This is a genomic window from Haloferax sp. Atlit-4N, from assembly GCF_003383025.1.
In the GTDB taxonomy this organism is placed as follows: Archaea; Halobacteriota; Halobacteria; order Halobacteriales; family Haloferacaceae; genus Haloferax; species Haloferax gibbonsii.
Map to the genome: position 1 here is coordinate 178893 of NZ_PSYY01000001.1, position 12238 is coordinate 191130.

A 12238-nucleotide genomic window follows, 5' to 3' on the forward strand; every position below is an offset into this window, starting at 1 on the left:
GGCGTCGCGGCGCGTCGCTTTTGCCGCCTCGGGCCCTCGGTTCTCCCATGACCTCCGAACCGTGCGACGCCTGCGGGAAGGGCGTCCGCATCGCCGGCGGCATCGGCGACCTCTGGAACTTCCCCACCTCCTCGTCCGGTGGAATGACGCTGGAACTCGTCGACGGCTCCGAGCACTTCCTCTGTTTCGACTGCATGGAGCGACTGCCGGGCGACCGCGAACCGACCGCTGAGGACGTGGCGGCGCTTTAGACCCGCGTTTCGTCGAGCCGCCACCGCCGCGACCGCACCCCGGAGCGGTGGATTTAGGCCCGTCCGAGGACTCCATCGACCGTGGACCCGTCGCGCATCATCGACTCGTTTCCGGCCCCCAGTTTCCGCGGCGCGCAGGAACAGGCCCTGCGCGATATCCGCGACGCCTTCGCCGACGGCAACGACGTGGTCTTGGTCCGCGCGCCGACCGGGAGCGGCAAGTCGCTGCTCGCTCGCGCCATCGCGGGGTCGGCGGCGACCGTGGACGAGACGTCGCCCGCGCAGGCGACCGACGCCTACTACACGACCCCGCAGGTGTCGCAACTTGACGACGTGGCCGAGGACGACCTGCTTTCGGACCTCAAGATAATCCGCGGCAAGTCCAACTACAACTGCATCATCCGCGGCGAGGAAGACACCCCGGTCGACCGCGCTCCCTGCGCCCGCAAGCGCGGCTTCGACTGCTCGGTCCGGCACCGCTGTCCGTACTTCTCCGACCGCGCCATCGCCTCGAACCGCCAAATCGCGGCGATGACGCTCGCGTACTTCATGCAGACCGCCGGCTCCGACGTGTTCAGAAAGCGCGACGTGGTCGTCGTCGACGAGGCCCACGGGCTGGCCGAGTGGGCCGAGATGTACGCGACCATCGACCTGAAGCCCCGGACCGTGCCGGTGTGGGACGACATCGGCGTGCCGGACGTCGCGGCCGCGGGCGACCCCGTCGAACGTGCCTCGCGCTTCGCGGAGACGCTCGTCGGCGTCTGCAAGCGCGAGAAAGACGAACTGCTCACGCAGTCCGAACTGACGCCCGAGGAGGCCGCCCGCCGCGACCGTCTGCAGGAACTCATCGGCGAGCTGAAGTGGTTCGTCGAGGACTACCGCGACCCCCAGAGCCCGACGACGTGGGTGGTCGACCAGCACGACGGCGAGGGTTCGCCCATCGCCATCAAGCCGCTCGACCCCGCGAAGTACCTCCAACACACCGTCTGGGACCGCGGGAACAAGTTCGCGCTCCTGTCGGCGACCATCCTCAACAAGGCGGCGTTCTGCCGGTCGGTCGGCCTCGACCCCTCGAAGGTCGCGCTCGTGGACGTCGAACACACCTTCCCCGTCGAGAACCGGCCGCTGTACGACGTGACGCAGGGGAAGATGACCTACGAGCACCGCGACGAGACGCTGCCGAAAATCGCTCGCCTCGCCGTCCGCCTGATGGCGAAACACCCCGACGAGAAGGGCCTGATTCACTGTCACTCCTACGCGATTCAGGCGGAGCTTCGCCGCCGCCTCGCCGAGATGGGCCTCGGCAACCGCGTCCGCGGCCACGACCGCGACGACCGAAACGTGGAACTGGAGACGTGGAAGGCGACCGACCGACCGGAGGTGTTCCTCTCCGTGAAGATGGAGGAGGCGCTGGACCTGAAAGGCGACCTCTGTCGCTGGCAGGTGCTCTGCAAAGCGCCCTACCTCAACACGAACGACTCCAGGGTCGCCCGTCGCCTCGAAGACGGCCAGTGGGCGTGGTACCGCCGCGCAGCCCTCCGGACCGTGATTCAGGCGTGCGGCCGGGTCGTGCGCGCGCCAGACGACTACGGCGACACCTACGTCGCCGACAGCAGTCTGCTCCAACTGTTCGACAAGACGCGAACCGACATGCCCGACTGGTTCGCGGCGCAGGTCGACCGCATGACGAAACCCGACCTCCCCGAGTTCGACCCCGTCGCGGCGGGCGGTCGCGGGGGAAACGCGGACAACGCGCTTGGGGGGACCGCGAACCTCGGCGGCTCGACGAGTCGGTCGTCCGGAGCGTCGGGTGGTAGCTCTGGCTCGCGGGGCGGTTCGACTCGCGGTTCGGGTTCTTCGGGAAGTCGCGCGGGCGGCTCCGGTGGCGCGTCGGCCGGCGGTTCCGGCGGTCGCAAGAGCGGCGGCTCGTCCGGCGGTTCGGACGACGGCGGCCGGAGCAATCACCCGCTTTCGGACGTGTGGGGCGAGTGATTACAGGAGGAGGCTGGCCCCAGAGAACAGCGCCGACCCAATCATGAGCGCGACGAGCGTCAGCGCGATAACCTGCTGTCGGTCCATGGCTGTGGGTTGGACGGCCGGTAATTAACGCTTCTGCACCGGTTCGCACGAGTGATAACATCGTCCCCGAGACCGCGCCGTCCCGGCGGTGTCATGTCATCTCGTCCCGTTCGAGCGGCAAAAATCGCCATAGTGTCCAAGAGAGTCGCCGCCTCCGACACATTTCCTCAATGATTGTTAATGTGTTTGGCCGTTTGGCGAACGAGATGCGGAAATAGGGTAAGGTTTGTAAAGCTATAGTTCTCCTAACTTTGTCTTTGACACGCTTTCTCACGAAATAGTTAACACCAATGCCACTGAATGATGGAGTATCGGCCATGCACACCAACGCACTCGCCACGGCGATGACACTGTATCGTAGTGGGACACTCACACTCTCGCAGGCGGCCGCCCGCTCCGGCTACTCCGAGGACGACCTGCTCCTCGCCCTCCAGCGCCACGGTGTGCCCGTGCACGAAGACGACGCTCCGGCCGCGTCCCTCTCGACGGACCGGCCGGCCAGCGCCGACTGATTCTGCTCCGTCGTTCGATTATCTCCCGTTCCTGAGCGACCGCTTTTCCTGTTCAGTTGTCGGTCGACCCACGATTCGTAAAAGCACAAACGTCGTCGCCGCGTTCCGTCTCTCTTCGCTGCGGTCTGCTTACTCTTCGTCCTCGTCTTCGACGACCTCGTCCGGGAGGATGTGCAGTCCCGACTGGCTCTTGAGGACCGGCACCATCGCGGCGTCGGCGTCGAAGTAGTCCGGCCGGGGGATGGTCTTCGCCTCGTACGTCTCGGGGTCGAGCACCTGCACGGCGTGTTCGTCCTCGACGGTGACGACGGTGGTCTCCGCCGCGTCCTCGACGGAGCCGAGGTCCTCGGCCTCGGGCCGCTCGCCCTCCTCGAACTCCGACTCGTAGGGGTCGCCCGAGGTGAGACGCGTCCCCTTGAGCCGGCCGCGGTTGCTCCGCACGAGAACCGGCCCGTCGCCGTCTTCGGGGTCGATGACGTCGCCGGCGGTGAACCGCGGCAGGCGGGCGACGAACGTGACGCGGTAGACCTCGTTGCCGTCGCCGTCTTCCGTGACGAGCGTCGGGTGCTCCTCGATGGTGCCGCCGAAGCGCTCGCGAATCTGCTTCGCGACGCCGCTTCCCATCTTGTTGGTCGAAATCTTGATGTTCGGGCCGTTTGGCGTCCGCTTGATACTCGAGATGAACGCGTCTCGGTCGCCCTTCTCCTCGCGTTCGGCGATGTAGGACTCGGCGATTTCGATGGCCGTCTCGGCCTCGTCCGTCGTCGGCGTCCGGTCGTCGGCGCGGACCTGCACGAGGCTGGCGAAGTAGCCGCCTGCGATGCGGCCGCAGCGCTGGCAGGTCTCGCGGGCGATGCTCACCGGGACGACGACGGACTCCTCCAGCGGCGTGCCGCGGACGACGCCCGAGAAGTGGCAGTGCATCCGGATGTTGTTCTCGTCGATCTGCTCGGGTTCGACGCCCCAGCGGACCTCCTCGGCGTTGAGGTGGACGCCGAGGGAGTTCGACACCTCCTCGATGGCGATGTCGGTGTAGTCGCGCGCGCCGACGTCGACCCACCGGTTGCCCCGGTGAATCGCGCCGCACTGCGCGCAGACGCGGACCTGCACCTTGTCGGGTGCATCCACGAGGTCGAAGTCCTCGAAGTAACACGAGTCGCAGAGCACGTCGTCGCGCTCGCGCGGCATCCCGGGGAGCGGTTCCGGTCGCTCCGGAACCGGGTCGCCGCACCGAGGGCAGAAGTCGCGGGATTCGCTCATTGACGGCTCTAGTCCGCTCGACCGCTTAAGTTCGGCGTCACGGCCGCGCCGGTGAGTCCCGACTGTCGTCGATGCGTGCCTCAGTAGCCGTGCGTCGGCTCAGTACTCGCCCGCCTCGTCGCGCAGGTACGACGCGGCCTCCTCGTCGGAGACCTGCGCGAAATCACGGTAGAACACGCCGACGGCTCCGAACGCCTCCGGCGACTCGACCGCGACGACGGCGTCGCACTCGGCTTCGAGGTCCGAGAGGGTGTGCGGCGGCCCGACCGGGACCGCGAGGACGACGCGCTCCGCGCCGCCCGCGACGACCTGCCGCAGGCACGCCCGGGCGGTCGCGCCGGTTGCGACGCCGTCGTCGACGACGACGACGCGCTTTCCGTCCACGTCGGGAAGCGGGTCGCCGCCGCGGTACAGCGACACCTTCTCTCTGGCCGCTCCGGCCTCGCGCTCGCGCTCGCGGTCGAGGTAGTCGTCGCCCACGTCGAGGTACGAGAGCAGGTCGTCGTTCCACCACGCGCTCCCGTCGCCCGCGACCGCCCCCACGGCGAGTTCGGGGTTGTCGGGTGCGCCGACCTTGGACGCGACCACCACGTCGAGCGGCGCTCTGAGGCGGTCTGCGACCTCCCTGCCGACCGGGAGCCCGCCCCGCGGGATGGCCAACACGAGGTCGGCCGCCTCTTCTCGCTCGTCGAGCAGGTCCGCCAGTCGGCGGCCCGCGTCTTCCCTATCGGCGAACATGTCACCCGGAACTACGCGCTCCCGCGGCAAAACGATATGTCCCGATTCTTCACGGCTCGGGCGCTCCCGTGCGACACCTTCGCACTCCAACAGCGTTTATTAGCCGGATTACTAATCACGTGGTATGAACTGGAAACCGGACTGGGGACTTCGCGGGCGGATGGCGCTCACGATGTTCCTCCTGTTCGCCCTCTACATCGTCTTCGCGGGGGTGTTGTTCGCCTACTTCCAGAGCCTCGCCGTCATGGCCGGGTTCATGGGCGTCTTCCTCTTCGCGCAGTTCTTCTTCAGCGACAAAATCGCGCTGTACAGCATGGGCGCGAGCGTCGTCGACGAGGACGACGGCCCGCAGGCGCGGAAGCTCCACGCGATGGTCGGTCGCCTCTCTCAGCAGGCTGACCTCCCGAAGCCGAAGGTCGCCATCGCAGACACGCGCGTCCCGAACGCCTTCGCGACGGGGCGCTCCCAGAAGAGCTCGGCCGTCTGCGTGACGACCGGCCTGATGGACACCCTCGACGACGACGAGTTAGAGGGCGTCATCGCCCACGAGCTCGCGCACGTGAAGAACCGCGACGTGATGGTCATGACCATCGCGTCGTTCCTCTCCAGCATCGCCTTCCTCATCGTCCGCTGGGGCTGGTTCTTCGGCGGCGACGACAACCGACAGAACGCCCCGGTCATCGTCGCCATCCTCGCGTCGCTCGCCGTCTGGATAATCTCGTACCTCCTGATTCGGGCGCTCTCGCGGTACCGCGAGTACGCCGCCGACCGCGGGGCCGCCGTCATCACCGGCCGCCCCTCGGCGCTGGCGTCCGCGCTGCTCAAGATTTCGGGCCGGATGGACAACGTCCCGAAGCGCGACATGCGCGACACCTCGGAGATGAACGCGTTCTTCATCATCCCCATCAAGTCGGACTTCATCGGTCGCCTGTTCAGCACCCACCCCTCCACCGAGAACCGCGTCGAGCGCCTCCGCGACCTGGAGCGCGAGATGGAGACCGCCTGAGTTCCGATGGGACTGTTCGATTCATTCCGCGCCATGCTCGGCATCAGCGCCGAGTCCGACGCGACCACCAAGGCGGACCCCGAGGACCTCTTCGGGATGAGCACCGCCTACCTGACGATGGAGGCCGACCTCCGGTTCGACTCGGCCGACGAGGCGGCGCTGTGTTTCTCCTCCGTCGACAGCACCGACTTCGCGGACACCGTCGACGCCGTGGAGGACATCCTCACCGCCGGGAGCGAGGAGACCGGCACCGAGTTCCGCCGGCACACCGACGGCCACGGCTACAACTGGGTCGTCCTCGCCGACGACGACCCCGAGGACCTCGTGACGAGCGTCCACTTCGCCGCCGACGAGTTCATCGAGCGCGGCTACGGCTCGCGCCTGCTCGCCGCCCTGTTCGGCTTCGAGCGCGACGGCGACCGCGCCTACTGGATTTACTCGTTCCGCCGCGGGGCGTACTACCCCTTCGCCCCGCAGGGCTCCTCGACGCGGAACCAGAGTCTGGAGTTCAAGCTCGAATCGGTCCTCGACGGCGAACTGTCGATAGAGGACGACGAGAGCTACTGGTACCCGCTGTGGCCGTCGACGCCGAACGGCCACCCGTGGGACTGACCGCGCGCTTTCGACGTTCCTGACTCGCTCGCGGCCGCCACCTCCCCCCCGATTTCACTTTCGCGCTAGCTAACGCTCCCGGCCGCTTCGGACTCCGTCCCAGTTCTCCCACCTGTACGTCCTAACTCCGCGACATCGCCCTTGAACCTCCGTGGTGACCCGACAGCCGACCCCGGCGCGTCTTCCGATTTCACTTTCACCTTGCTGTTAACGAGGGTTTATGAGGGTATAGGCGGAACGACTGGGTATGGCAGAAGACGACCTCGAAAGTCTCCCCGGCGTCGGCCCGGCGACGGCCGACAAACTCGTCGAGAGCGGTTACGACAGCTATCAGTCCATCGCGGTCGCCAGCCCCGGCGAACTGTCGAACAAGGCTGACATTGGCTCCAGCACGGCCTCCGACATCATCAACGCGGCCCGCGACGCGGCCGACGTGGGCGGCTTCGAGACCGGTTCCATGGTCCTCGAACGACGCCAGCAGATCGGCAAGCTGAGCTGGCAGATAGACGAAGTGGACGAACTTCTCGGCGGCGGTCTCGAAACACAGTCCATCACCGAAGTCTACGGTGAGTTCGGTGCCGGTAAGTCCCAGATCACGCACCAACTGGCCGTCAACGTCCAGCTTCCGCCCGAACAGGGCGGCCTCGGCGGCGGGTGTATCTTCATCGACTCCGAAGACACGTTCCGCCCGGAGCGTATCGACGACATGGTTCGCGGCCTCGAAGACGACGTGCTCGAAGCCACGCTCGCCGACCGCGAAATCGAAGGCTCCGTCGACGACGAAGAGACGATGCAGGCACTCGTCGACGACGTCCTCGACAAGATTCACGTCGCGAAGGCGTTCAACTCCAACCACCAGATTCTCCTCGCCGAGAAGGCCAAGGAACTCGCCGGCGAGCACGAGGACACCGAGTGGCCGGTCCGCCTCCTCTGTGTCGACTCGCTTACCGCCCACTTCCGCGCCGAGTACGTCGGCCGCGGCGAACTCGCGGAGCGCCAGCAGAAGCTCAACAAGCACCTCCACGACCTGATGCGCATCGGCGACCTGTTCAACACGGGCATCCTCGTCACCAACCAGGTCGCGTCGAACCCCGACTCCTACTTCGGCGACCCGACCCAGCCCATCGGTGGCAACATCCTCGGCCACACCTCGACGTTCCGTATCTACCTCCGCAAGTCCAAGGGCGACAAGCGTATCGTCCGCCTCGTGGACGCGCCGAACCTCGCCGACGGCGAGGCCATCATGCGCGTGCAGGACGCGGGTCTCAAGCCCGAGTAAGCCGACGTTAGCCCGCGAAGTCAGCCGGGCGACGTTACGCGACTCCCCGAACCCCGTTCCCCACACGCCCTCGGTTTTCACCACATTCTCCCTTCCTCCTCACCGCCCCGAGCGGCCGCGCCGTCCCTCGGTTCCCACAATGTTGGAAACAGCTCGCAATACTATCCCGTCGGCGGCCCACCGTTTAGGTAGGTGAACTCCATGACGAACCGAATCGTAGTCGTTGGCGGTGGCACGGGTGGGACGGTGGTTTCGAACCGTCTCGCCGAGGAACTCGCGTCGGAGATAGACGACGGCGACGTGGAGGTGTCGCTGGTCTCCGACGACACGAAACACGTCTACAAGCCGGTGTTCTTGTACGTCCCGTTCGGAGTCGCGGAACCGGAGGACGGTGTCCGCGACCTGCGGGACCTCGTCGACGAGCGGGTGAACATCGTCACCAACCGCGTCCGCCGGGTCGACACCGACGAAAAGCGCCTCTACTGTCAAGACGGCGACGAGGTGCTCGACTACGACACGCTCGTCCTCGCGACCGGCGCGAAGCTCGACCCCGACGCAGTGCCCGGCTTCCGGGAGGGCGCGCACCACTTCTACAGCGCCGAGGGGGCCGAACGGCTCCGCGACGCCCTCGCCGAGTTCGACGGCGGCCGCCTCGTGTTGAGCGTCGTCGGGACGCCCCACATGTGTCCGGCCGCGCCGCTCGAATTCACGTTCATCGTAGACGACTGGCTCCGAAGCCGGGGACTGCGCGAGGACACCGACCTCGTCTACACGTACCCGATGGCGCGGAGCCACGGGAAGCCCGAGGTCGCCGAGTGGGCCGACCCCATTCTGGCCGAGCGGGGCGTCCGCGTCGAGACCGACTTCGTCGTCGACGCCGTCGACCCGGACGAACGGGTCGTCTCGGCGAAGAACGGCGCGGAGGTGGACTACGACCTGCTCGTCGGTATCCCGCCGCACCGCGGCGATGAGCTAATCATCGACTCCGGCCTCGGCGACGCCGGCTGGGTCGACGTCGACCAGCGGACTCTCCGCGCGACCGCCGCCGAGGACGTGTACGCCATCGGCGACACGGCGGCGCTCCCCATCCCGAAAGCCGGGAGTGCGGCGCACTTCCAGGCGTTCACGGTCGCGGAGCGAATCGCCGCGGAAGTCCGGGGGCGCACCCCGACGAAGCGGTACGACGGCAAGACCGTCTGCTTCGTCGAGACCGGCCTCGACGAGGCGTCGTTCGTCTCGTTCGACTACGAGACGCCCGCGACGATGCGCCAGCCGTCGAAGCCCATCCACTGGGCGAAACACGCGTACAACGAATCGTACTGGCTGACCGCCAGGGGGATGCTCTGAGGTGAGACCAATGCAGGACCACGAATCAACCACAGCGACCGAACAGACGGTGCCCGACGAACTCGTGCGGGCCATCGAGAACAACCCCGAGGAGGTCGCCCTCCTCGTCGAGCGACTCGGCCTCGTCAACGACCTCATCGACGTGCTCGAACTCGGCGTCGGCGCGCTCGACGACGAGATGGTGCGCTCGCTCGCGCGGACCGGGACCTCACTCGCCGAGGTCGCCGACGACGCCTCCGACCCCGACACCGTCGCGGGGATGAAGCGCCTGCTTCGCGCCGTCGGCGACGCGGAGGAGGCGGAGGCGACGCCCGTGGGAGCGGTCGGCCTCCTGCGGGCCACCCGCGACCCCGAGGTCAAAGCGGGGCTCGGCTACCTCGTCGCGCTGGCGGCGGCGCTCGGCGCGGGGACGGAAGAAGAATAACTCGCGCTCGGTTCGGGGAGTCGCCGATTCGCCGCCGAGGGGAGGCGGCTCAGTCGTCGTCGCCTTCGGTCTTCGTCTGCTCGATTTCTATCTCGCCGTCGTGAATCTTCGCGCCGTCCTGTGCGACCTGTCGCGCGAGGACGGCGCACTTGATGCGCATCGGCGAGATGTCGACGCCGAGCATCTCGGTGATGTCGTCGGTGTCCATCTCCGCCAGCTCCGAGAGCGTCGTGCCCGGCAGTCGCTGGGTGAGCATACTCGCGGACGCCTGACTGATGGCGCAGCCATCGCCGGAGAACGCGACGCGCTCTATGGTCTCGCCGTCGTCGGCGAGCTGCACGTCCATCGTAATCGTATCGCCGCAGGAGGGGTTCTCCCCGGCGTGGGTGAACGTCGGCGACTCCAGCCGGCCGTGGTTCCGGGGGTTCTTGTAGTGGTCCATTATCTGCTGACGATACATGTCTGAGCCAATGCCCATTGGTGTTCGTCGGGGCTACGCCCGAGCGCCGTAAAAGGATTCCGGGGCCGGCGATTCGGCCGAATTCGTCGCTTACGTCGGACCCGACGCCGACGCGTCCGCGGCCGCCTCCGCGTCGTACTTCGTCCACTTCTTTTCGACGTCGCGGTTCGCCACGACGACGGTGTCGCCCTCGTCGTTCTCGAAGCGCGTCTTGCGGAGTTCGATGGAGCTGACCGTCCCCGTCACCGGGTCCGACTTCACCCGGTCGCCGGGGTTGAAATCGGGGTCTCGAAGCAGGTAGACGCCCGCCACCGTGTCGGCTATCATGTTCGACAGCGCGTAGGAGACGCCCAGCGCGATGAAGCCGGTCGCGGTGCCGAGGCTCGCCGCGATTTCCGTCATCCCGACGATGTTCAACAGCGCGAGCGCCGCGCCGAACCAGAGGAACACGCCCGCGACGGCGACCCCGAGTTCGACCACGAGGTCCTGCTCTTCGGGGTACAGCCCGTCGAGCACGCCCCGGACGACGAACAGTATCGCCTTGATGCCGACGTAGGCGAGCGCGAGGAAGACGACCGCGGTGAGCACCTTCGGCGCGGCGTCCTGCACCGCGGTCCCGAACTCCGCGACGGTTTCGCGGAGCGTCTCGACGAGGAAGCCGGTCAGCGATTGGAGCATACGCTCCGACGACGTGTCAGCGGGACAAATGTATTGGGGCGGTCGCGCCCCGACACCACGAAAAATCGGGTACTCAGGCGAACAGTTCGCGAGCGGCGTCGATGGCGTCGACCAGTTTGTCGACTTCCTCGCGCGTGTCGTGAGACCACCTTTTGCGCTGCGCTCGTTTCACTCGCTCGGCAAAAGCTGGACCAAAAACGCTCCTCACTCGGTTCGGCACCCCGTGCCTCCCCTCGCTCGTCGGTCCGCTCACTACGTTCGCGGAACGGGTCTGCGTTAGGCGAACAGTTCGCGAGCGGCGTCGATGGCGTCGACAAGTTTGTCGACTTCCTCGCGCGTGTTGTAGATGTAGAACGACGCCCGCGTCGAGGCCGCCACCCCGAGCTTGTCGTGCAGCGGCTGGGTACAGTGGTCGCCGGCGCGGATGGCGACGCCCTGCTCGTTGAGGATGCTCGAGAGGTCGTGGGCGTGGACGCTGTCGAGGTTGAACGCGACGAGGCCGCCGCGGTCGTCGCCCGGCGGGCCGTACATCTCGATGTCGTCGAACTCTCCGAGGCGGTCGTAGGCGTACTCCGCGAGCAGTTCCTCGTGGGCCTGGACGTTCTCCATGCCGATGTCGTCGAGGTAGTCGACGGCCGCGGCGAAGCCGACGCCCTGCGCGATGGGCGGCGTGCCGGCCTCGAACTTCCACGGGAGGTCCTCCCACGTGGAGTCCTCGTAGGTGACGCTCCGAATCATCTCGCCGCCGTAGAGATACGGCTGCATCTCGTCGAGGATGTCGCGCTTGCCGTAGAGCGCGCCGATGCCGGTCGGCCCGCACATCTTGTGACCCGAGAAGGCGAAGAAGTCGGCGTCGATGTCCTCCACGTCGACCGGGCGGGTCGGGACCGACTGCGCGCCGTCGACGAAGGCGTACGCCCCGACTTCGTGGGCCATGTCGGCGAGTTCGGAGACCGGGTTGACGGTCCCGAGGGTGTTCGAGACGTGGACGACCGAGACCATCTTCGTGGAGTCGTCGATGAGTTCCTTCGCGTGCTCCATGTCGAGGCGGCCGTCGTCGTCGACGCGGATGTAGCGAACTTCGGCACCGGTCTTCTTGGCAATCTGTTGCCACGTGACCAGCGAGGCGTGGTGTTCCATCTCGGTCATGACGACCGAGTCGCCCGGTCCGAGTTCGTCGAGGCCCCACGCGTAGGCGACGAGGTTCATCGACTCGGTGGTGTTCTTCGTGAAGACGACCTCCTCGCGGCCGCCGGACGCGCCGATGAACTCCGCGACGCGGTCGTGGGCGTTCTCGTAGGCGACGGAGGCCTCCTGGCTCAGGTGGTGGATGCCGCGGTGGACGTTCGAGTTGTAGCCGTGGTAGTAGTCGACGATGGCGTCGACGACCTGCTCCGGCGTGTGGCTCGTCGCGGCGTTGTCGAGGTAGACGAGCGGCGTGTCGTCGTCGTCGTGCTCACCCGGCGTCGAGATGTCGCCGCCGACCTTCCGCTGGAGGATGGGGAAATCCGCTCGGATGGCGTCGACGTCGACGGGGTACGACTCCTGCACTCTCATTGAGTGTGAGTTGCCCCCGTAGGCACAACACGTCT

The 12238-nt window shown here is 66.9% G+C and carries 13 protein-coding genes; 8 read left to right on the forward strand and 5 right to left on the reverse strand.

The window, feature by feature from the left end:
- Nucleotides 1–47 precede the first annotated feature (47 nt).
- The 3 genes from C5C07_RS00850 to C5C07_RS00860 all read left to right on the forward strand — a co-directional run bounded on the left by C5C07_RS00850 (nt 48) and on the right by C5C07_RS00860 (nt 2842).
- Nucleotides 48–251: a hypothetical protein gene (locus tag C5C07_RS00850; protein WP_004045177.1), complete on the forward strand. Its 204-nt coding sequence runs from the start codon at nt 48–50 to the stop codon at nt 249–251.
- 81 nt (nt 252–332) lie between these two features.
- On the forward strand, nt 333–2243 hold the full coding sequence (locus C5C07_RS00855) for a helicase C-terminal domain-containing protein (protein ID WP_004973948.1): 1911 nt from the start codon (nt 333–335) through the stop codon (nt 2241–2243).
- Between the two features lie 404 nt (nt 2244–2647).
- Nucleotides 2648–2842, forward strand: coding sequence for a UPF0175 family protein (locus tag C5C07_RS00860; protein ID WP_008091125.1), 195 nt, complete (start codon nt 2648–2650; stop codon nt 2840–2842).
- 129 nt (nt 2843–2971) lie between these two features.
- Here the strand turns inward: C5C07_RS00860 and C5C07_RS00865 are convergent, their stop codons facing one another.
- A complete protein-coding gene (locus tag C5C07_RS00865; RefSeq protein ID WP_050458443.1) occupies nt 2972–4102 on the reverse strand; it encodes a 60S ribosomal export protein NMD3 in 1131 nt (376 codons plus the stop codon).
- A gap of 99 nt (nt 4103–4201) precedes the next feature.
- On the reverse strand, nt 4202–4840 hold the full coding sequence (locus tag C5C07_RS00870) for a phosphoribosyltransferase (protein ID WP_004973945.1): 639 nt from the start codon (nt 4838–4840) through the stop codon (nt 4202–4204).
- 124 nt (nt 4841–4964) lie between these two features.
- On the opposite strand from C5C07_RS00870, the gene htpX reads away from it, so the two are divergent.
- From htpX to C5C07_RS00895, 5 genes are all read left to right on the forward strand, one after another.
- On the forward strand, nt 4965–5846 hold the full coding sequence (htpX, locus tag C5C07_RS00875; RefSeq protein WP_004973944.1) for a zinc metalloprotease HtpX: 882 nt from the start codon (nt 4965–4967) through the stop codon (nt 5844–5846).
- Nucleotides 5847–5852: 6 nt separating this feature from the next.
- The gene (locus C5C07_RS00880) at nt 5853–6458 is read left to right on the forward strand and encodes a hypothetical protein (RefSeq protein ID WP_004973943.1); all 606 of its coding nucleotides are present in this window, start codon (nt 5853–5855) and stop codon (nt 6456–6458) included.
- A gap of 247 nt (nt 6459–6705) precedes the next feature.
- Complete coding sequence (gene radA / locus C5C07_RS00885) at nt 6706–7737, forward strand: DNA repair and recombination protein RadA (protein WP_004973942.1); 1032 nt, start codon at nt 6706–6708, stop codon at nt 7735–7737.
- 201 nt (nt 7738–7938) lie between these two features.
- A complete protein-coding gene (locus C5C07_RS00890; RefSeq protein WP_004973941.1) occupies nt 7939–9084 on the forward strand; it encodes an NAD(P)/FAD-dependent oxidoreductase in 1146 nt (381 codons plus the stop codon).
- 10 nt (nt 9085–9094) lie between these two features.
- Nucleotides 9095–9508: a DUF1641 domain-containing protein gene (locus tag C5C07_RS00895; RefSeq protein ID WP_004973940.1), complete on the forward strand. Its 414-nt coding sequence runs from the start codon at nt 9095–9097 to the stop codon at nt 9506–9508.
- Between the two features lie 49 nt (nt 9509–9557).
- Here the strand turns inward: C5C07_RS00895 and sufU are convergent, their stop codons facing one another.
- The 3 genes from sufU to sufS form a co-directional block, all read right to left on the reverse strand.
- The gene (sufU, locus tag C5C07_RS00900) at nt 9558–9986 is read right to left on the reverse strand and encodes a Fe-S cluster assembly sulfur transfer protein SufU (RefSeq protein WP_115804385.1); all 429 of its coding nucleotides are present in this window, start codon (nt 9984–9986) and stop codon (nt 9558–9560) included.
- A 72-nt stretch (nt 9987–10058) separates the two neighbouring features.
- Entirely contained in the window at nt 10059–10646 is a 588-nt protein-coding gene (locus tag C5C07_RS00905) for a mechanosensitive ion channel domain-containing protein (protein WP_050458444.1), read from the reverse strand.
- Between the two features lie 276 nt (nt 10647–10922).
- Complete coding sequence (sufS, locus tag C5C07_RS00910; protein ID WP_233510307.1) at nt 10923–12197, reverse strand: bifunctional cysteine desulfurase/selenocysteine lyase SufS; 1275 nt, start codon at nt 12195–12197, stop codon at nt 10923–10925.
- Nucleotides 12198–12238 lie beyond the last annotated feature (41 nt).

Coding starts and splice junctions, on each gene's coding strand:
- C5C07_RS00895 (WP_004973940.1), top strand. CDS start 9,095: ATGCAGGACCACGAATCAACCACAGCGACCGAACAGACGGTGCCCGAC.
- C5C07_RS00860 (WP_008091125.1), top strand. CDS start 2,648: ATGCACACCAACGCACTCGCCACGGCGATGACACTGTATCGTAGTGGG.
- C5C07_RS00865 (WP_050458443.1), bottom strand. CDS start 4,102: ATGAGCGAATCCCGCGACTTCTGCCCTCGGTGCGGCGACCCGGTTCCG.
- radA (WP_004973942.1), top strand. CDS start 6,706: ATGGCAGAAGACGACCTCGAAAGTCTCCCCGGCGTCGGCCCGGCGACG.
- sufU (WP_115804385.1), bottom strand. CDS start 9,986: ATGGGCATTGGCTCAGACATGTATCGTCAGCAGATAATGGACCACTAC.
- htpX (WP_004973944.1), top strand. CDS start 4,965: ATGAACTGGAAACCGGACTGGGGACTTCGCGGGCGGATGGCGCTCACG.
- C5C07_RS00870 (WP_004973945.1), bottom strand. CDS start 4,840: ATGTTCGCCGATAGGGAAGACGCGGGCCGCCGACTGGCGGACCTGCTC.
- C5C07_RS00890 (WP_004973941.1), top strand. CDS start 7,939: ATGACGAACCGAATCGTAGTCGTTGGCGGTGGCACGGGTGGGACGGTG.
- C5C07_RS00905 (WP_050458444.1), bottom strand. CDS start 10,646: ATGCTCCAATCGCTGACCGGCTTCCTCGTCGAGACGCTCCGCGAAACC.
- C5C07_RS00880 (WP_004973943.1), top strand. CDS start 5,853: ATGGGACTGTTCGATTCATTCCGCGCCATGCTCGGCATCAGCGCCGAG.
- C5C07_RS00850 (WP_004045177.1), top strand. CDS start 48: ATGACCTCCGAACCGTGCGACGCCTGCGGGAAGGGCGTCCGCATCGCC.